This is a genomic window from Limibacter armeniacum, from assembly GCF_036880985.1.
GTDB lineage: Bacteria > Bacteroidota > Bacteroidia > Cytophagales > Flammeovirgaceae > Limibacter > Limibacter armeniacum.
This window is the reverse complement of record NZ_JBAJNO010000008.1, coordinates 503,619-524,714: the sequence shown is the minus strand read 5'-3', so window position 1 is coordinate 524,714 and position 21,096 is coordinate 503,619. Positions and strand designations below refer to the sequence as shown.

The following is a 21,096-nucleotide window of genomic DNA, read 5'->3' as shown; positions in this document are numbered from 1 at the left end:
TGTACAAAACTTCTTTGCAGACATATTACCTTTATATAGAAGGTTATAGACCGGTAACACGATGCGTTCTTTTATATCTCTAAAGGCTATCCTTTCTTTTATCCATTTGATAAGATAATCAAAGCTGCTTACCTAACCGTGGATTAAACGTTTAATAAACGAATAATCAACGGTTAGCTCCTTCTTCCTATTCTCAACAATTTTTTGTAAACTCATCTAAACGTCTCAATCCTCAACGAATAAATGCGTCTCCACAACGAACACCGCAGACAGATCAGTCTTATGCTGGAAGCTGGCAAGTCATTGGCAGCCATTGCCCGTGCGCTTGGTGTTCACCGTTCTACGGTAAGTCGTGAGGTGGCGCGCAATAGTGAGGCAGATGGTCGCTATCTTGCTTTTCAAGCGAACCGCAAAGCCCATCTGCGCAGGATGGAAGCAGGTATAAAGTCTTACAGGAACAGACAGCCACAGCCTATGCCCAAGGGTGGTATCAGTACTTATAAGCGTTCCTACCATTTGAGTTTACGGTTTGTAGGCGTTGCTGAGTGGACTTGGAGGGATCGGTTGGAGGTACGAAAGCCCCGCAAACGTGTTTGGTGGTGGCATGACATGCGTAGCTACCGTAGCCGCTATGACTACAACCATAAGGTAAGGAAAGCTTGGCTCAATTTGCATCGCAAACGTGACTGGTGGGGTATGTACTGTGAGAATTCTGAGCGTTACCGGTTTGGGCGGCACAATTACTTTTCTTTTCCTACAGGAACGGGCAAGTCTATCAGGCAGAAGCCCTATCGTGAGCGCCCTTATATCAGAATGCCCAAATACTGGTGGTGGCTGTATAAGAAAAAACCGCAGGAGTGTGCTATTGAGGTCAAGATAGCTATACCTAAAGCGCAAGCACAAGACGAGGGCATCTTGCTGTATAGGGAAATACAGCAGCCTAAGCCAATAGCGGTTGATACTGCTGCTGTGGAGGTAAAGTGCCGCAGTGGTCCAGGTTGGGCTGCGTGATGCTTTAGCAAGCTCAGTATCTATGTGCTTCGGCTCCGTTCAGCAGCCATATGTGTGGTCATTGAGCGTATCCGAAATGCTCAGTAACTGTACATGTGGATATTGAGCACAGCCGAAATGCTCAGCTGTAATTTTTTGAACTAACTTTTCCCCTTTTTTGAATGAAATTCCACAACCGTTTGGTAATTATATAATTTTTAGGTTGACCATATGGGGTCATCCCTACAGAAGTGTTGCGTTTACTTCTGAATGGGCGGGGTTCTCCGTAGTAAATTTTTTGCGGCAGAGCTTCTGCTTGATTTAGTGATGTTTAATATGTGTGATGGATTTATGCCTAGGACAGAAACCTTCATTTGACAGCATGCAGGACACTTGGTTTAGTAGCTCATTTTTATACCGCCCTTTCAGGGCTAATGGATCTTTTTATGACAACGGGTTAAAACCCGTCGCTAATATATTTTGTCCCTTCAGGACTTATGCCCTGAAAGGATTTCATGTAATAACAACTAATACAACACCACACCCTAAAAGGACGAAATAATGCTAATCCATAACTCACATTATAAAAGAACAGCTCCATAGCAGCAAAACCTTTGTAGTGAGTCCTTTCTTATGATGACAAGCTCTGTAGCAGCGAAACCTCTAATGTTATCAAGTAAAAACACAGCTAGGTTGTATTCAATCATACCAACAGGATTTGGTTATGGTCTGCAAGACCACGACCTAGCCGTGATCCTACATCACACATTAAATTGGGTATTGCTTTACCTAAATCAAATGAAGTACATAACCTATTAATGCACCTCCCACTACCACATAGGCACTGTTCAGTGATTTCCAATACTGCGTAACGGCTATACTGATCAGGGCAATTGCAATCGTTCGCCAATCGGTCAGCGTCTCCTGCCCCATCTCTATCATTACTGCTGCAATCACCGCCACTGCTGCGGCATTTACGGCATCCAAGAATGCTGAAATGGGTTTTGACTTCCTTACCTTTCCCATCAATGGATTAAGGATAGCCACCAGTATAAAAGATGGTGCAAAGATTCCTACCGTTGCGGCCAATGCCCCTGCCGGTCCGCCTCCCATTTGCCAACCTACAAATGTCGCTGTAGAAAGTACGGGTCCGGGGGTAAACTGTCCTACCGCTACGGCATCCATCAGCTCCTGCCTTGTCAGCCATCCGTTGGCAACCAACTCGGCATCCAGAAAAGCAAACAGCACATAACCGCTTCCATATAGCAAGCTGCCGATCTTCAGGAAATGCCAAAATACTTTCAGCGTCATGCTTTCCTGTAGTGCATAGGCTGCCTGAACTGCCAGCAACGGAACAAAACTTTTGGGAGAGGCTGATCCGGAACTTTGTATATAATACAGGAACACCCCTATCACACCACAGGAAAACATGGCGGCAATCTCATTGACTCCCAGTACACATGCCAATACCGTCAGCCCTGCCAGCACCCAAAGCTGAGTATGCTTCAATGCCTTCTGACCCAGCTTGAGCATGGCAGACAGGATAATGGCGATTACCGCTGGCTTTATGCCATATATAAAAGGTGCTACGGCTGGCAACTGACCATACTGCTGATATAGCCATGCAAATACGGCGGTTATCATAACTGCCGGAAATATAAAAGCCAGCCCTGCCACTACCATTCCCTTCCAGCCTGCCCTTTCATGCCCACAGTGCATCACCATCTCTGTAGAGTTGGGTCCGGGTATCAGGTTGGTTGCGCCCATCAAGTCCAAAAAGTGTTGCCTGTCCATCCATTTCCTTTTGCTGATCACCTCTTCCTCCATCATGGCAATATGGGCAGCAGGACCACCAAAGGCGATACATCCCAACTTGAAAAATAACTTCCCGACTTCCTTCAGTCTTTCCTTATTGTCTATTCTTTCTTCTAACATGTCCTGTTCTATTCATTCTCAATTGCTACAAATTTAGAACATGCTTTATAGGTATTATGGTCGATTTGAAAATAGAATGGTCTTATGCATGCATCTTCCGGAAAGCCAATGGGGTCAGCGCTGTATGCCTTTTGAAATACTTGCCAAAATGGGATGGGTCTGCAAAGTGAAGCTGGAAAGCGATCTGGGCTACAGATTGGTCTGTGTAGAGCAACATGCGCTTGGCTTCACTGATCATGGTTTCTGCTACAAATGCGGAGGCAGATTGATTTACCGCCAAACGGCAGGCATGGTTCAGGTTCTGTGGTGATGTATTCAGCTTTTCGGCGTAGTACTGAATATCTCGCTGCTCATAACTGTTTTCTTCCAATGCCTTTCTGAAAGCATTGAATAGCGTGTTTTTTCTTTCCTGAAGCGGGTCAATTGTTTGGGAATGGCTAAGGCAACTGCCAAGCAACGCTTTCAGCAATCCTTCCAATATGGTCTGTTGATAGGGGCTTTCAACGTTATTGGCTTCTATCAAAAAATCAAACAGCTTTACGATAGGGTCTGGGTTGGTAACTGTAGCGGCTGTAACAGCACTGGCTTTCAATACCAGCTCATCCAATGCCCGATCAAGACACTGATCCAAAAAGTTTTTCTTAAGCAACAACACATAACCTTCCGGCTCAGTGGTGATGTCCCAACAGTGGACCTGCTCTTTACGGATATAAAACAGCATAGGCGGATTGATTGGGTACTGACGTCCATCAATGGTATGGCTACCGCTTCCCTTTGACAGGAAAATGATCTCGAAATAACTATTGTGCTTATGGGGTTCCGTCTTGCGGATATGCTTTCTGAATGGGGCCACTTTCAGGGGTGCCCCATGCCTCAACTTGTCATTTATCTTAACCGCTTTCTCCATTGCTTTATCTGTCTGCTGCTTTGAAATACATCTCCCTCTATTATCAGTACCTAAAGGTAAAACCAACCTGAATAATTCATTCAACATCTTGGTGTTAATTCCCTTTCATTCGATAATTTCGTAGCGGCTTGGGGGACCTATACCTTCCTAGCCATTATGTGATTTCACAATCAGACTAAATTAACAGAAGCCAAAAATGAAACTTGCCATTGTACAACTGGAGCCCGTAAAAGGAGACATTGAAAAAAACATCACCCAACATGTAAGCTGGATCAAAAAGGCAGCCCAACAAGGTGCCGACATGGTGGTGTTCCCTGAGCTTTCATTAAGTGGGTATGAGCCTGAACTTGCCAGTTCCATCGCCACCAACCAAGACGACAAGCGACTGGATGTTATTCAAGCGTTAAGCAATGAATATCAGGTTACGGTTGGAGCAGGCTTACCAACAAGAGACGGAGACAATTTGTTTATCAGCATGATTATATTCCGTCCTAGCCAGGCGCGCATCACCTATTCAAAGCAGTTCCTATACCCGACTGAAACTTCCGTTTTTACAGCAGCCAATAACCCACTGGCGCTTCCCTTTGGTGCTGAAACCGTTGCACCTGCCATCTGCTATGAGCTTTCCAATAAGGAACACCACGAAATGGCTGCACAGAACAAGGCTACTGCCTACGTAGCCAGTGTACTGAACGCTGTAAGCGGGGTTGACGCCGATCTGGAGAAGTTGGGTGACATCGCCAAGCAATACCAGATGACCACGATGATGGCAAACTTTATTGGCACGTCTGGTGGATATGCATGTGCAGGTAAGTCTTCGGTTTGGAACAAGGACGGTCAGCTACTGGCTCAGCTTGGTACTGAAGAGGAAGGGATGATTGTATTTGATACCGAAACCAAAGAGGCTAACATAGTTGCTGAAAATCGCTAACCGATGAAATGGATTGAGATTCAATGCTACCATACCTTTCCCTTTCAGTACTTAAAAAAGGTTCGCTCCTTTACAATGGGATAATTAAGTTGTCCTAATTAATAGGCATCACCCATTCAACCCCTATTGGGGTTAGGAAGACATGGAACAATGTACCACAGGCTCACACCTGTGGCTATTTTTGTTTGTTTCCTTCAGAAACGGTGTTTGCTGTAAGAGAAAATAATCCCGAAGGGATTGAACAATAGTAACCGTAGGCTTTTGCCTGTGGTGTAAGTAAATCACATTTATCCAACTCCAAAGGAGATGAACTTCTCTATTTAACGTGAACTATGGATTATGCCTTCCTTTCAGGGCAAAAGTCCTGAAGGAACAAAATATATCAGCGATGGACTTTAGTCCTTCATCATGCAAATGATATTTTCAGTCCTAAAAGGACGAAAAAAGGGTGACCATTGTGATGGTCACCCTTTCTAAATAAAACCAGCTACTGGTTTTGTGACTAAGCTAAATCATAACGGTCAAGGTTCATCACCTTAGCCCATGCTGCTACAAAGTCCTTCACAAACTTCTCCTGAGCATCCGCAGAACCATACACCTCTGCAATAGCCCTAAGAACTGCGTTGGAACCAAACACGAGATCTACACGAGTAGCTCTCCATTTCTTTTCGTTTGTTTCACGGTCATACCCTTCATAGATATCCCCGCTTTTCTTCCACTCAACTCCCATATCAAGCAAGTTGACAAAGAAATCATTGCTCAGCGTATTCTCTTTACCTGTAAACACCCCATAGTTAGTACCTCCAAAGTTGGCACCCAACATACGCATACCTCCGATAAGGACTGTCATCTCAGGTGCAGAAAGGGTCAGCAACTGCGCTTTGTCTATCAACAGTGCTTCAGCAGAAACAGGAACTTGGCTTTTAAGGTAATTGCGGAAACCATCTGCTACAGGTTCCAGAGGCTCGAAAGAGTCCACATCTGTTTGCTCTGCCAATGCATCCATCCTTCCCGGATCAAATGGTACCGTTATATCAAATCCAGCATTCTTAGCGGCCTGTTCAACACCTGCACAACCAGCCAATACAATCAGGTCTGCCAAAGAAATTTTTGCACCGCCTGCTGCATTGAACACTGACTGGATACCTTCCAATTCTTTCAATACTTTAGCCAACTGTTCTGGCTGATTGACTTCCCAACTTTTCTGTGGCTCCAGACGGATGCGTGCTCCATTGGCTCCACCACGTTTGTCTGATCCACGGAAAGTAGCCGCTGAAGACCAAGCTGTGTATACCAATTCCGCTATTGACAGGTCAGATGCCAATACCTTAGCCTTAAGTGAAGATACATCCTGATCACTAACCAATGTATGATCCACCTCCGGAATCGGGTCTTGCCACTCAAACACCTCCTTAGGCACTTCAGGTCCCAAGTAACGGGAACGTGGTCCCATATCACGGTGCGTTAGCTTAAACCAAGCCTTAGCAAAAGCATCTGCAAACTCATCTGGATTTTCGTAGAAACGGCGAGAGATTTTCTCGTAGACTGGATCAAACTTAAGCGAAAGGTCAGTCGTCAGCATCGTAGGCCTATGTTTCTTGTTTGCATCATAAGCATCAGGCACTGTTGCATCCGCATCTTTCGCTACCCACTGATAGGCACCAGCAGGGCTTTTGGTCAACTCCCATTCGTATTTAAACAGGTTATCAAAGAAGTGGTTGCTCCATTTGGTTGGCGTTTGTGACCAAATCACCTCAGGCCCACCTGTTATCGTATCAGGGCCTTTACCTGTACCGTGTTTGCTAAACCAACCTAAGCCTTGCGCCTCCATTGGTGCAGCCTCTGGATCTTCACTAAGGAGTGTCGGGTCTCCAGCACCATGTGTCTTACCAAAGGTATGGCCACCTGCAATCAGGGCTACAGTCTCTTCATCGTTCATCGCCATACGGGCAAAAGTCTCACGAATGTCTTTGGCTGCTGCTACAGGATCAGGATTGCCATCAGGTCCCTCAGGGTTTACATAGATTAATCCCATTTGCACTGCTGCAAGAGGATTCTCCAAATCCCGATCTCCTGAATAACGGCTGTCTGGCTTATCACTCGTTGCCAGCCATTCGCCCTCAGCACCCCAGTACACATCATGGTCCGGTTCCCAAGTGTCTGTACGGCCTCCAGCAAAACCAATTGTCTTGAATCCCATGGACTCCAAGGCAACGTTACCTACCAGAATATAAAGGTCAGCCCATGAAATCTTATTCCCATACTTCTGCTTGATTGGCCAAAGTAATCGGCGAGCCTTGTCCAAACTGACATTATCCGGCCAGCTATTGAGTGGCGCAAAACGCTGTTGGCCACGTCCGCCACCACCACGGCCATCCTGAATACGATAAGTACCCGCACTGTGCCAAGCCAAACGAATCATAAGACCGCCATAGTGACCAAAGTCTGCGGGCCACCATTCCTGTGAGTCGGTCATCAACGCATGTAGGTCCTTTTTCAGCGCCTCATAGTCCAGACTGTTAAATGCTTTGGCGTAATCGAAACCCTCTTCCATTGGGTTGGATTTAGAGGAGTGCTGGTTTAGAAGATCTACTCTCAACTGGTTTGGCCACCAGTCTTTGTTCTGCATACCTCCACCGGCAGTGTGGTGAAATGGACATTTGCCTGCACTACCATTTGATGATGTTTTGTCTGTCATTGCAAAGATATTTTAGGTTATTATTGGTGTAATTAATTTACGATATAATTTCTCTATATATAAATTGAAAAAGCTTATACATATATAGACTGGAGTTATGGTTACAACACTGATTGGGTTTAATCTAAATTTACAGAAATATGTCTCATATAAAAGACCCTAAACAGAAGTATATCAATCATTTAATAACCAAGCCATAGACTGTAAGACTGCTTAGAAAATACAACACCTACCCCTAACACCCTCTTCACATTATTACTTTCAAAAACACCTTACTTTACCACAAGCAATTCGACCATTAAAAGCAGTAAATAAGCAGCTTACTAAAGCTCTGCTAACGAATAATAAAACATTACGCAGTCAACTGCATAAAGTATTACCTTTGCCCTTATGAAAGAGGATTTAGTAAAAGAGTTAGGTCTTAGGGCACTGGGAACAAGACTCAAAAGAATTGCCGATGCGATGTCACACAGTTCCAGAGCTATGTATAAAAAACTGGACTTGGATATAGAGCCTAACTGGTATTTGATTTTAAAACTGGTCAATGAGCGTAAGGCTATATCCGTAATCGATATAGCTGACAGTATTGGCTTTACACACCAATCTGTGATTACCATTACCAATAAGATGATCAAGAAAGGATACCTGAAAAGTGCCAAAGATGCCAATGACTTAAGAAGGACTGTATTTACCCTCACCCCGAAAGCTATTGATACGCTTCCGGCGGTGGAACAAATATGGGATTGCGGTGAGGAGGTGATCACAGAAATGCTTCATCACCAAACTGAAATTTTAAAATACTTGGATACCATAGAACAGCAGTTCAATCAATCCTCATTTGGGGACAGAATCATTCATAAACTAAAAAGTGAACAAGATGGCGAAGCTTCATAATTATCAAACTACGGTCGAATGGACAGGTAATGAGGGAGAAGGAACGTTGAATTACAAATCCTACAACAGGGATCACCTTATTAGTGTTGTAGGTAAATATGATTCCATCAAGGCATCTTCTGACCCTGCCTTTCTAGGTGACAAAAGCAGGTACAACCCTGAAGAACTATTTCTCTCATCACTATCCTCATGTCATATGCTTTGGTATTTACACCTTTGTGCTACCAACAATATTATTGTTTCTGAATATCAGGACAATGCTACCGGCATTATGGAAGAAAGTGATAATGGCAGTGGGAAGTTTGTAGAGGTTACGCTCAATCCAGTTGTAACAATAGACAACCTAGAAAAAAAACAACTGGCTATTGAATTACATGAAGCAGCCAACAAGATGTGTTTTATCGCTAATTCGTGTAACTTTATCGTTTCACATAACCCTGAAATTAAAATCAAATAGTTTCTTTACCACCATACTTTTTTTATGTTCGGAATAATCAACTTTGAAGCATTTCTTATCGCAGGTATCATCTTGAACCTGACGCCTGGTGCTGACACAATGTACATTTTGGGAAGAAGTATCTCTCAAGGAAAAAAAGCAGGAATTTTATCGGCTCTTGGCATCTCAACAGGAGAGCTGGTACACTGCATTTTTGCAGCATTGGGTCTTTCTATCATTCTTGCAAAGTCAGCTATTGCATTTATGGCTGTAAAATACCTAGGAGCTGCATACCTTATCTATTTAGGCATTAAGACACTCTTCAGTAAAACAAAAGAGGATTTTAAAGTAGACACCTCTCAAGAAAGCACCAACTACAAAAAAGTCTTTCTGTCTGGCATTTTCACCAATATCCTCAATCCTAAGGTTGCCTTATTCTTTTTAGTATTTTTGCCTCAGTTCATCGACCCGAATTTTGCTCAAAGCCCCATTCCTTTCTTAATCCTTGGCCTGGTTTTCTTAGCTACTGGAACTGTATGGTGCCTGATACTGGCGCTTTTCGCATCCAAGATGTCCACCAGAATCCGAGAGAATTACAAGTTCAAGATCTGGTTAGATAAAATAACAGGTGGGATTTTTGTCTTGCTGGGCATCAAACTGGCTTTATCAGAAAGGTAATGTAAGCAAGGGTCAACCTTCTCATTTTTACGATCATCAAAAGTTAATATAGGGTTATCACTCAATAGAAAAGATAATTGTTATTTCGCCTTACTAAACCTCATTTTGTATAAAAGCAAAATGAGGTTTTATCACAATCTATTGAAACGGAAGTCAGGCTAATATGCTAAATAGTTTATATCAAGGGTTAAACCAGTCTTACCCCTATTTATTAACACCCAAAAGGAATTTTTTAATAGCATCGGTCATAAGTGTAATGGTCTATGGAATGAATTACCTACTGATAAACAGGTCATTTCTTCCGACGCATCTTTCATTTTCTGTATTGGAGGTTTGTCTAATTGCTGCAAGCATAACTTTCCTCAGTATTATACTGACTGTAGAGCTTGCTCCACGTTTATTCATTTCTATTGAAACCAAAGAAAACTGGACGATTGGCAAGGAGGTATTATTGGTTTTATTACTGCTGCTGACCATTGCCTTTTTCAACAACATTGTCTTCTCCTTTTTACTGGAAGAACCCATTTCCAACTTTCTGAAAAGGTTCGGAAATGCCGCATTTTATGTTCTTGGACTAGGCTCTATCCCAACACTAATGGTTGTGTGGCTAAATTATACCATTATACTGAAAAGGAACTTACAGACTGCACATGCCTACAACACAGTTTTAGAGAAAAGAATTAACCAACAAGGTATAGAAACAGATAAAACAATTCAGATTCAGACCAACAACAAGCATGAAGTCATAACGCTAAACCTGAACTGTTTTATCTTTGCCAAATCAGAAGGGAACTACGTGGACATTGTTACAAAACAAGATGGTGAGGTGGTCTATACGCCATACCGCATTTCCATCAAAAAGCTAATGGACTCTCTCTCTGACGTTGCCTTTATTATGAGTCCTCACCGTTCTTATATTATTAACCTGAACAAAATAACAGCCGCCTCAGGGAATGCCCGGAATTTCAAACTATCACTTGAAAATGTAGCGGAAGGAATCCCAATCTCAAGAAATAAGTATCAGGCATTCAAAACCGCTTTTTTCAGTCAGAAACCATAAGCCAAACCTACACCCAATAATATTCTGGAATCAAAATCACCCGGACGAAAACGTCCACTATCTGTCATTCCTTTCAAGGATACCATTGCAAAGCCATTGATTGTAAACCGATTGATTGTATATCCTAAAGATTGGGTGAAGCCATAGTTAAAGTAACCATAATTGTGATGGTACTTAACGTAAACATCATGGTGTGGCATTTTCAATTTACCTATAGAGTGCAGATGGGTATACCCCACAAAAGGTTCCAAAGACAACAATACTCCTACCTGCCTAAACGGATAGTAAACGACCTCATATACAGCATAAGCCCCAATATCTCTGGTATAACCTTTTACATAATCAGAAAAAAGGTTTTTGTGCTCATCAATAACATTATGTTGATAAGCGACACCATAATACATCTGAAAATGACGACTGTTAAAGGCACTTCTTTTTGCTTTAGCCACTATACCATAGTTATCCCCATAACTGGTATTTAATAAATCTGTCGTAAAGTTTATTGCTACTTGCCACCTTCTATAATCAGCAGGACTGTTATATGGATTTTGAGACAATGTCGGCAGGCTGATCAACACAAATATCAGGGTCAGGTAATTTTTCATTTTGCAATAACTTTAGTATTAAAAAATAAGGCTATTCCTTTTATAAATGACTGAATTGGGCTATTCCGGTGAGTTGTATTTGGTAACCGCTCAAAAGCTACTGTCGTCTTATAATCTCTACTTTCCAGCAGGTTTTGAAAAGCATCAAAAGATGTATTCAAGGCTACTCCCTCCAAATCACCGACAGTCACATAGATATTTTGAGTTATGACTTGCTCCATCCGATAAAAGTCATCTTCCAACTCAAACAAGTAGTGGCGGTACCACATAATATTGGGACTTGCTGCAATGTGATAATCAAATGGGTTTTCATACTCCTGCTGATAGAGTAAATACAAACTTAAATACCCACCTAATGAATGCCCAAAGAGAGTATTGTCAATACTATTGAGGTTCAGGTCTTTTTCTATAAAGGGAATCAACTCATGGTTCAGGAACTGAATGTATTGCTTTGCTCCACCTGAATCATTGGGAAAGTCATCATCTTCAGGGTAGGAAAAATCTCGGCCTCTCTGGTTGTCTCCTTTATATCCAATCCCTATCAGAACAATGTCTTCCCTACCCACTCCAGTAAGATATTCGGCCACTTCCCTGAAGTAATCATCACCATCCAATAAATAAACTGCATGATAGTCTTCACTGCTCTGATACCCTTCAGGGTACCATACATTAATCCTGTAATTTGAATTGGTGTATTTAGACTTCAAGTAATGCGTTTCACTGTTCTGCACAGATGACCAACCGTCACTTTGGCAGCCTGATAAGCACAAAATAAAAGTCACCAACAGCATGGTCTGGAATTGAAAAAAAATTGAATGCTTCATAAAATTTTGCTTTAAAGTTTATGGAACAATTTTATTCCTCACTATAGCAAAAAGCTATGTTGTCAAGCAGTTAGGGATAAAGTGGCTTGTATTTGTGATGTATGGGAAGGTTTGATTCTGCTATCCTACCAAAGGATAATAGTATTATATTGTGACAGTTCTTTAGAAAGCCCCATAAACTGTGATAGAACATAAAAACATACCCTACTACATAAGTGCTATTGGGTTATTTATCATACTGAAGTACCTGTATACGATAGCGGACATATCTGACTTAATTTTTTTACTTGAACCTACCAATCTTGTTGTCAAATTTTTGACAGGTGCTAAATCTGTTTTCATTCAAGACAGTGGGTACTATTTTCAACAATTAGATATCATTATAGACAAATCATGTGCAGGGTTTAACTTTTGGCTCTTATGCTTTTTAATGCTGGTATTCCTTAGCTTAAAATATTTTGAGAAAGTGATTCTTAAAATCTCAGCATTTATTTTTTCATTTATAGGAGCTTATATATTTACTGTATTGGTAAATAGTTCAAGGATTTTTGTCTCTGTGATTATCCAGAAACAAGCAGCCTTGGCACTTCCTATCAAGGAGAAAATCATTCATGAAGGCATTGGTATACTCACCAACCTGACTTTTTTGATACTTATATACTTAATAACAGAGAGGATACTTAAAACTAGAAACGCTAATGCGAAACTTACTTAATCCGAAATGGATACTCATCATCAATACACTACCCATTGTTATACTGTTTTTAATCTTATATGGTGAGTTTCAGATTATCAAGAGCCTATTGAGTGAAGAGAATATAACCCTTTGGAAAACATTTGGATTGACATTGGGTGTTCTAGGGCTACTTAACTTTGGATATGCAACCTACCTTATCCTAAAGCAGCAAAGTATTTCGTTCTACTATGCCATTTTCGCCTTACTCTCTCATCTTCCTTTTATTTACCTTTATGCTTTTCACCTTCAGGAGATAATTCCTTCTTCTATTCCTGACTGGATGATACCAGGTAGTATGGTTATATATGTTGGCACATTTCTGATGCCGACACTTGCTTATGCCTTGTTTATTCTGGTGACACATTTCACGCCAGTAGACCAAGGTCTCAAAGCTAAAAAAAGCTTTTACATGGCCATTATGATACCTATCGTATGGTATGTTTTTGCACAAGTAATACTGCCGCTATGGCAACCTACTGAAAGCTTTTTTAATATTCATGTGATACTAATCCTCCTCATAGCAGGTACTTTAGCTTTTCTATTCTTCCTAGTCCGTGGTATACTGATCTTAGCTACTAAAAAATCAGTGGTCTGGCAGAAATATCAATTGTATTGGAAGGTTCCTATCTCAATCATTCTCCCCTTGACAGGATTGGCATTAAACAATGGGGTCTTAAACGACAGCCTCACAATGGGAGAAATAGGCATTTTTGGAAATTTCTCCAACCATTGGTTTTATATCATTGCTCTCCTGAATGGTATTTTTATCTGTTTGCCCAACCGTGAACATAAGTTATACCGCATACTCCTTTTCTTTGGCAGGTGTCTTACATTTGCCTACACTTTTTACTTTTTCATTGTATTCCTTCCTTTTCTTCCGTTATCCGTTATTGCCATTGTAGCAATTGGTACAGGATTCCTGATGCTGACTCCATTAGTTTTATTTATAGTTCATATCAATGAGTTGGCTAATGATTTCACATTCCTGAGAACATACTATACCAACAGTGCGATATGGATATTTTCCATTGTAGGTTTTATGACGATTCCCCTTATTATCACAAACGATTACCTGAATGACAGAAAGACTTTACACCAGACTTTAGACTACCTCTACAGTCCTGACTATTCAAAAAAATATCACCTAGACAAAGCTTCACTTCAGAACACCTTAGCGGTTATCAAAAAGCATAAGGAGAAAAATAATAATGACTTTTTTGGAAGCCATCAACCTTACCTGTCTTCATATTTCAACTTTCTTGTATTGGATAACCTGACCTTATCTGATGCCAAGATCAACACCATCGAAAAGATATTCTTTGGTCGTACTTCACTTGAACTACGAACTGAAAATATTCAGAATGACAAGGTTTCCATTTCCAACATTTCAACAAACAGTGTATTTGATCAATCCCAAAATGCTTGGAAAAGCTGGGTGGAGTTAGAAATCACCAATCAAAATAAGGATGCCAGATGGCTATCAGAATATGCGACAACATTGGACCTACCTGAAGGTACATGGATCAGTGATTACTACCTCTATGTAGGTGACAAAAAAGAAATGGGTATACTCGCTGAGAAAAAGTCCGCTATGTGGGTGTTTTCAAATATCCGTAGTGAGAATCGGGACCCTGGAATATTGTATTACTTAACTGGCAATAAAGTCGCCTTCAGGGTCTTCCCTTTTTCCAATAATGAAACAAGAAAAACAGGGTTTGAACTGATTCATAAAGAACCTATCCAGTTCACTATTGATGAACACACTGTTGAGCTTGGAAAGCCAAAAACTGATCAGGAGCACATTGTTGAGACTGATGACATGGTATATGTATCAGTACAACAGAAACAAGAACTGACCAAAGTATACCGAAAACCTTACTTTCATTTCATCTTGGATATTTCCAAAGAAGAGAACATTTCAAGGTTCAAAAAACAAATTGGTTTCATTACTGAGAAGTATAAAAGCCTGACTGAAAACGCCAAAATCAGCTTGGTCAACAGTGTTGTTTCTACGACCTCACTTGATGACAATTGGGAGCAGCAACTCCAAGAGGAAAACTTTGGAGAAGGATTTTATATTGACAGAGCCATCAAGACTACACTATTTAATTCTTACAAAGCACAATCTGACACATACCCTGTAATGGTTGTTGTTACAGATAATCTTGAAAATGCAGTGTTTAATAAAGATTTATCCGATTGGCAATTTGCCTTTCCTGAAGGAGATATATTCTATAACCTCAATGAATCAGGTGAATTGGAGCCTCACTCCCTAACTTCAAATCCTTATCAGTCAATTCGCAGCAATAAGCCATTGTCTTTTAGCCACCCAGTATTGGCATATAAATTAAAAGACAATTCTATCAGATATATCCCTGATAATCAAAAGGCAAGTGTCATTCTAAAGTCAGACCTCTTTGAGGTTCAATCAGCCGACATTTCTGAAAAAGACTGGACTTCTGCCCTGATTTTGCAAGGCAAATGGATTTCTAATACCCTACATCCTGAGACCTCTAGCCAAGAGTGGCTGAACTTGGTAAAGTATAGTTTTACTTCTAAAATCATGACACCGGTAACGTCATATTTAGTTGTAGAAAATGAAGCACAAAAAGCCATTCTCAAAAAGAAACAGAAGCAGGTTTTGTCAGGCAATAGATCATTGGATCTGAGTGAGGACACGCAAAGAATGAGTGAACCAAGTCTTATATTACTAGCTGTTCTGCTGATCTTTGTGATATGGTATAAACAGAGAAGAACTGCTACTAATGAGTAGTGAATTATCAAAATATATAGTCAGTATGGTATTAGGTGTTTATTGGTATTATGGTTTTCCGGAAGGATTATATTCCTATGACTTTTTCAAATTCAGAAAAGGACTGGGTGGTTTTGCAGATGCCCCAGCAGAGTTAATGACTGATATATCAGTTGAGAATACTCACCTACTGTTATCTGATATTGAAAAGCTTGTGAGTACCCATAAGGGTGCTTACATTTTTGTTTACAAATCAGGTAACCATCTAAGGATTGGGACTGGGGGATATATGATAAATGATTTTGAATTCGAGTTACTTATCAAGGTAGAGGATATTTTAAAAAATCATGGGACACAACTGATAAGCACAGAAAAACGAGCAACAGATGCTGAATTGATTAAACTTTCAAATCCAGCAGATAATCAAGCTTTAGGTATAAGCAAGCCTTACCTGAGCATAGTCTCTTCTTCACCTAAGAAATGGAATGCAGAAACCTCTTCTATCCGATTTGACTGTAACTTATTTTCAGCCAACAAAGAAGGTTTCCTTAAAGACCTTTTGACTATCACCGATGAAGCCAATATCAATGTTGTCCATTATCTTGAAAAAAGGTGTGGAGATCAGTATAACTTAATGTTGTTCTTTACGAATGGACGACAAGGAAGAGAGTTAACACAAAAACAGAAAGTGGATATCCATCAATTCGAGACTGGGTTGGAGCAACTGATTGAAAGGTATAACGTCCTTACAGGTCATATCTCCGGTTTTGAGAATTACCCTACAGGCAAGCACATAACACTTAAAATAATTGATAGTGATTTTATTTTAGGGTAAAATTAGTATTTCACTCCACTTATAAATATAATAAACATCTATAGGTAATAAGGTTAATATTTTTTTATTCAACTATTTTAAAATGACTATCGAAGAGGTAACAAGTGCTAGGTTTTATGTTCAAAACAAAAAATACAAACAAGGGATAAAATATATTCAAGACTTACTAGCTACCTCTCCTAATGATGATGGTCTTCATGCATTTTTAGCTATCTATTATTGCCAATTAGGTCAATTGAATGAATCTGTCAAAGCTATTGCTACGGCTATAAGCCTTAACCCTATAGAATGTGCACACTACCAGTTAGCTGCAAAAATTCAAATGCAACTTCAAAATGCTGATAAAGCAATAGATCACTTAAACAGAGCTATAGCATTCAATCCCAATGATGCCAATATATTTGGAGACCTTAGTTCCCTATATGTTATAAAACGCAATTTTGATAAAGCATTGGAATTAGCAAATAATGGTCTAAGTATAGACCCAACCAATGCAAAATGCCTTAGGGCAAAAGCATTAGTACTCTCTTTCTTAGGTCAACAAGATGAAGCAAAACATATATCGGATTTTTTATTAGGAGATAACCCTATTAATGCACAAAACCTTTTCACTGACGGACTTATTTCTCTTACACATGGAGATGAGTCCTCTACTGAAATGTTATCATCAGCATTATTTAAGCAACCTAATAATCCTTTTTTTCAAAATGCTTACAAGGTATCCCTGCGCAACAAACTGCCAGGTTATAATACAATTCAAAAAGTTGCTCGTAACTTAGGTCAAAAAGGAAGTAATGAAGCTCATCTTATTGGCATAATTTACTCTACCTTTATTCTCTTTTGTATCGCAAACTTATACAGTAGTGAATTAGGCTTTAAAAATGCCATTCCATGGTTATCTATTTACTTAATATTTTGGAATATAAACCTAATTCATCCCCTCATTATGATAATTCCAATGGGTATATATGACTTCTGGTTATACATTTCTAATCGAAGATCGAGATACTTATTCAATACTACACAGACAATCAGCACATTGTTAATCATGGTACTGCTGATTTTGTCATTTAGTTTTTATATAAATGCTTATGCATCAATCACCTCATATCTAATTTCTCTACACATTATTCCTTTTATCACTTTAATTTACCAAGTTTTAAACTCATCACACAGTGCCAAATACTGGTCAATTAGCTATGTAATTATTACAATTGTCATTGCCATCTTCAGTATTTATGAGTTTAACCAAAGTACAGTCTATTTCATTATTTCAAATATCATTTTTCGGATTCTTCCATTAGCATATCATAAAATATCAACCCTATTCAAGTAGGGTAATCATATTCTTTAATCACCGACACACCACAACCAATTAAAGGGTTGACTATCAATATACTAACACTTACAATTCGATTAACTGAGAATCACGCTTCAATGTATATACTGTCCTTATTGCCTACTCGAAAGTAATAGTCATTACATCCCACTCTCTTCATTTTCAAGTCAAATCAACACTTAAAAAAATTCAAACTTTTTTTGACTTATTATTTAGATTTAATCTAATTTAGCGCCTTCAATTGTGAAATTGAGAATAAATCTATCTATCCGCAGTGTGTAATTAAATATTTCATTCGATTTATTGAAAATAAATCAAACATACATTCTGTATCAAAGATGTGATGCAGAATATAATTAGCAATTTAAAACCAGAGATTATCTGCTGTTTTTCACCTACACTCCTGTAGGGAAAAGGCGGAGAAACTAGAACTGAACAATGACTAACAACAAACTATTTTATCTCTTACTGGCTGTACTTATATGGCTAGCAGGAAGCGATCCTGCTATTGCCCAAACCAGATTTGTAGAAGGCATCGTCCACGCTCAGGAAGATCAGCAACCTTTGCCTGGTGTAATGGTACAAGTTAAAGGAACTGGTACTGGAGTGCTCACCGATTTTAATGGTTACTTCAAGGTTAGAGTAGATACTGAAGATGGAAAATTGGTTTTCATGTATCTTGGAATGAAGCGAAAAGAAGTTCCTGTCAATGGGCAAAAAAACTTCGAAGTATTCTTAGAATATAAGGAAGAGCAACTGAATGAAGTAGTAATCACTGGTTATGCTGGAGAACAGGAAAAGGAAAAACTAACTGGTAGTATAGCCTCTGTCACATCTGAAGCACTTCAGGCAGATCGCCCTGTGGAAAGCGTAGACAAGATGCTTGAAGGTATGGTTGCAGGGGTACAAGTGGAAATGAGTTCTGCTGATCCCGGGACTCCGGTCAAGGTATTTGTCCGTGGTCAGAATACACTTAACTCAGTCTCCTCTACAGGAGTTACCGCTTCTTCCCAGCCATTGTATGTACTGGATGGTGTTCCTCTTTTTGATGTACATGAAAGCAATGTTCTCAAAACAACTGGTGGGGCATTTACTTCAACTGACATAAATCCACTTTCATTACTTAGCCCCAACGATATTGAGTCCATTTCGGTACTGAAGGATGCAGCGGCGGCGTCTATATATGGTGCCAACGCTGCCAATGGAGTGGTACTGATTACTACCAAAAAAGGAAAATCAGGTAAGATGCAGGCAAAATTCAACTTTTCGCACGGTGTATCTGAAATCATCAACCCAATCAAGTACTTGAACAGTGAACAATATGTAACACTCTACACCGAGACCCTGATCAACTCTGGTGTATCGCCTGAAGAGGCTGCTGATAGAGTTGGTACAACAGATATCTATACAGACTGGCAAGACTTGGTACTGAGAACAGGAAGTACTACCCAAGCGGGAATCAGCCTTTCTGGAGGTACTCCTGAAAACACTTATCGGGTGTCTTTGAATTACTTTGACCAACAAGCGATCTCAAAAGGGAATGGACTACAACGGTTGTCTTCCCGTATATCACTTAACAACCAACTGACGGATCGACTGCATTCAACAGTTGTACTGGGTATAGGTCACTTGCACAAGGATATTTTCAACCAGTTCAACTCATTGGATTTCATTCCCAACATCTCCCCATACAATGAGGATGGATCATTCAATAATAGTGGATTCTTTGAGTCTCGTGCAAATCCACTGGCAGCACTGGCTCAAAACAATCAATACCATAATGAATGGAATATCAATGGAAACTTAAAGTTGTCTTATAAGATTCTGAATGGATTAACCCTTTCCTCTACCTTGGGTATTGATGCCTCCAATAGTCACCAGTACTATTTTTACTCCAAAGAAAACGCTTTAGGTGCCAATAGAAACGGATATATTTCAGAGAAAAAAGATAATACCTCCCGCTGGATCTCTTTTACTCAATTGCACTATCAGAAAACAATTGCCGAAAAGCATGCTATATCGGCACTTGCAGGCTTTGAAATTCAAGACCAGTACCGCCATAGCTTGAGAGGTAGTGAATCAAACTTGCCTTTTGAAGAGAACCCAGTATTGGGACAAGGAGATAAGGCGAACCAGTCTACTAGCTCTGTTTCACTGAGTGATGGAACCATTTCGCAATACGGACAATTGAGTTATACATTTGACAACAAATACAGTCTACAGGCAAGTGTCAGACAAGATGCCACTTCTATTTTTGGAGGAGATGTACAAAAAGGCCTTTTCAGCTCTCTCGGATTAGGTTGGACAATGTCCAATGAACAATGGTTCCAAAGTCAAAATCAATGGCTGGATAACCTTAAGCTAAGAGCTTCAATTGGTACAACAGGAAACTCAAAGGTAGGTACCTATGCAGCAAGAGGTTTGTATTCCTATAGTAAATACAATGGTTATAATGGACAACTTGGCGCTCTACCATCATCTGCACCTAATCCATCATTAGGCTGGGAGAAAACCCTGAAAACCAATTTTGGACTGGATATTGGCATCAGCCATCTTTTTGACATCACCTTGGAGCACTACCGTGACTACATCACAGATGCCATCTCCACTTTAAGTGTTCCTTATGAAAGTGGCTTTAACAGTGTAGCTGTCAATCTAGCAGATATGCGCAATACAGGCTGGGAACTTTCAGTGAAAGGATATTTTATCAATAAGCCTACCTTCTCTTGGCATTCTAACTTCAACATTGCCCATAACGAGAACCTGATTACTTATGTCAACAAAGAACAAACACCACAGCATGATTCCCAAATCAACGGTGTGGTAGAAGGAAACTCAAACACTACCATCTATGGTGTCATCTACGTAGGAGTAAATCCTGACAATGGGGCTCCTAAGTGGCAACTGGCAGATGGAACCATTACAGAAGATAGCTCATTAGCTAAAGAACTAGAAAACAGAATAGCTATCGGAAACACCAGCCCTGATGCACAAGGAGGATGGACAAACACATGGTCTTATAAAGGACTTAGCCTGTCCGTTTTGCTAACCTACCAGTTAGGAGGTGACAGAATGATATCTACTACAGCGGCCACAGCCATGTCAGATGGGGTGAGGTTCAATTATATGAACCAGAGTGTTAATGCTCTGGACCGTTGGCAGCAGGAAGGAGATCAGACAGATGTGCCAAAACTCAGCACTTCTGCATCTTTGGTTAGCAATACTACTCGCTTTATGTATGATATGACACATATCAAGTTAAGCAATGTCAAACTTTCATACCAGCTACCAAAGGCTGTTAGCCAAAAGCTTCATGCCAGCTCAATCAATGTAAACTTGAGTGCCAACAATCTTGGCTACTGGTACAAGGAAGATAACAGAAGCGACCGGAATGGGATTGCTGAATACCGTTATACTTTCCCCGAATCAAGGACTATTCAAGCCGGTCTGAATGTCACATTCTAATCAAAAGGAAA

Annotated in this window: 16 protein-coding genes; 11 read left to right on the top strand and 5 right to left on the bottom strand. The window is 40.2% G+C overall.

Features of this window, described 5'->3' with window-relative positions; genetic code table 11:
* Nucleotides 1-243 precede the first annotated feature (243 nt).
* The gene (locus V6R21_RS08135; RefSeq protein ID WP_334242562.1) at nucleotides 244-1,011 is read left to right on the top strand and encodes a helix-turn-helix domain-containing protein; all 768 of its coding nucleotides are present in this window, start codon (nucleotides 244-246) and stop codon (nucleotides 1,009-1,011) included.
* Between the two features lie 768 nt (nucleotides 1,012-1,779).
* Here the strand turns inward: V6R21_RS08135 and chrA are convergent.
* Both chrA and V6R21_RS08125 read right to left on the bottom strand, forming a co-directional pair.
* Nucleotides 1,780-2,925 carry a chromate efflux transporter gene (gene chrA, locus V6R21_RS08130; protein WP_334242560.1) on the bottom strand — a complete coding sequence of 382 codons (1,146 nt, stop codon included), beginning with the start codon at nucleotides 2,923-2,925 and terminating at the stop codon, nucleotides 1,780-1,782.
* An 82-nt stretch (nucleotides 2,926-3,007) separates the two neighbouring features.
* Nucleotides 3,008-3,919 (bottom strand): AraC family transcriptional regulator, encoded by a 912-nt coding sequence (locus tag V6R21_RS08125; RefSeq protein WP_334242558.1) that lies wholly within the window; start codon nucleotides 3,917-3,919, stop codon nucleotides 3,008-3,010.
* Nucleotides 3,920-4,028: 109 nt separating this feature from the next.
* Between V6R21_RS08125 and V6R21_RS08120 the strand changes: the two genes are divergently transcribed.
* Nucleotides 4,029-4,763: a carbon-nitrogen hydrolase family protein gene (locus V6R21_RS08120; RefSeq protein WP_334242556.1), complete on the top strand. Its 735-nt coding sequence runs from the start codon at nucleotides 4,029-4,031 to the stop codon at nucleotides 4,761-4,763.
* Nucleotides 4,764-5,265: 502 nt separating this feature from the next.
* On the opposite strand, the gene katG is transcribed toward V6R21_RS08120, so the two are convergent.
* On the bottom strand, nucleotides 5,266-7,461 hold the full coding sequence (gene katG / locus V6R21_RS08115; protein WP_334242554.1) for a catalase/peroxidase HPI: 2,196 nt from the start codon (nucleotides 7,459-7,461) through the stop codon (nucleotides 5,266-5,268).
* A gap of 390 nt (nucleotides 7,462-7,851) precedes the next feature.
* On the opposite strand from katG, the gene V6R21_RS08110 reads away from it, so the two are divergent.
* The 4 genes from V6R21_RS08110 (at nucleotide 7,852) to V6R21_RS08095 (ending at nucleotide 10,529) form a co-directional block, all read left to right on the top strand.
* Nucleotides 7,852-8,355, top strand: a complete 504-nt coding sequence (locus V6R21_RS08110; protein ID WP_334242552.1) for a MarR family winged helix-turn-helix transcriptional regulator — start codon at nucleotides 7,852-7,854, stop codon at nucleotides 8,353-8,355.
* The gene (locus V6R21_RS08105; RefSeq protein WP_334242550.1) at nucleotides 8,339-8,812 is read left to right on the top strand and encodes an OsmC family protein; all 474 of its coding nucleotides are present in this window, start codon (nucleotides 8,339-8,341) and stop codon (nucleotides 8,810-8,812) included. The genes V6R21_RS08110 and V6R21_RS08105 overlap by 17 nt, the downstream gene beginning before the upstream one ends.
* Nucleotides 8,813-8,836: 24 nt before the next feature.
* Nucleotides 8,837-9,469, top strand: a complete 633-nt coding sequence (locus tag V6R21_RS08100; protein ID WP_334242548.1) for a LysE family translocator — start codon at nucleotides 8,837-8,839, stop codon at nucleotides 9,467-9,469.
* Between the two features lie 268 nt (nucleotides 9,470-9,737).
* Nucleotides 9,738-10,529 (top strand): LytR/AlgR family response regulator transcription factor, encoded by a 792-nt coding sequence (locus tag V6R21_RS08095; protein WP_334242546.1) that lies wholly within the window; start codon nucleotides 9,738-9,740, stop codon nucleotides 10,527-10,529.
* Here the strand turns inward: V6R21_RS08095 and V6R21_RS08090 are convergent.
* A complete protein-coding gene (locus V6R21_RS08090; RefSeq protein ID WP_334242544.1) occupies nucleotides 10,517-11,134 on the bottom strand; it encodes a hypothetical protein in 618 nt (205 codons plus the stop codon). The genes V6R21_RS08095 and V6R21_RS08090 overlap by 13 nt on opposite strands.
* The gene (locus V6R21_RS08085) at nucleotides 11,131-11,958 is read right to left on the bottom strand and encodes an alpha/beta hydrolase (protein WP_334242542.1); all 828 of its coding nucleotides are present in this window, start codon (nucleotides 11,956-11,958) and stop codon (nucleotides 11,131-11,133) included. Before V6R21_RS08085 ends, V6R21_RS08090 begins: the two co-directional genes overlap by 4 nt.
* A gap of 181 nt (nucleotides 11,959-12,139) precedes the next feature.
* Between V6R21_RS08085 and xrtK the strand changes: the two genes are divergently transcribed.
* The 5 genes from xrtK to V6R21_RS08065 all read left to right on the top strand — a co-directional run bounded on the left by xrtK (nucleotide 12,140) and on the right by V6R21_RS08065 (nucleotide 21,085).
* A complete protein-coding gene (gene xrtK / locus V6R21_RS32400; RefSeq protein WP_408612977.1) occupies nucleotides 12,140-12,673 on the top strand; it encodes an exosortase K in 534 nt (177 codons plus the stop codon).
* Nucleotides 12,657-15,467, top strand: a complete 2,811-nt coding sequence (locus tag V6R21_RS08080) for an MSEP-CTERM sorting domain-containing protein (RefSeq protein ID WP_334242540.1) — start codon at nucleotides 12,657-12,659, stop codon at nucleotides 15,465-15,467. Before xrtK ends, V6R21_RS08080 begins: the two co-directional genes overlap by 17 nt.
* Nucleotides 15,460-16,281 carry a hypothetical protein gene (locus V6R21_RS08075; protein ID WP_334242537.1) on the top strand — a complete coding sequence of 274 codons (822 nt, stop codon included), beginning with the start codon at nucleotides 15,460-15,462 and terminating at the stop codon, nucleotides 16,279-16,281. Before V6R21_RS08080 ends, V6R21_RS08075 begins: the two co-directional genes overlap by 8 nt.
* A gap of 82 nt (nucleotides 16,282-16,363) precedes the next feature.
* Nucleotides 16,364-17,617 carry a tetratricopeptide repeat protein gene (locus V6R21_RS08070; RefSeq protein ID WP_334242535.1) on the top strand — a complete coding sequence of 418 codons (1,254 nt, stop codon included), beginning with the start codon at nucleotides 16,364-16,366 and terminating at the stop codon, nucleotides 17,615-17,617.
* A 441-nt stretch (nucleotides 17,618-18,058) separates the two neighbouring features.
* Nucleotides 18,059-21,085 (top strand): SusC/RagA family TonB-linked outer membrane protein, encoded by a 3,027-nt coding sequence (locus tag V6R21_RS08065; RefSeq protein ID WP_334242532.1) that lies wholly within the window; start codon nucleotides 18,059-18,061, stop codon nucleotides 21,083-21,085.
* Nucleotides 21,086-21,096 lie beyond the last annotated feature (11 nt).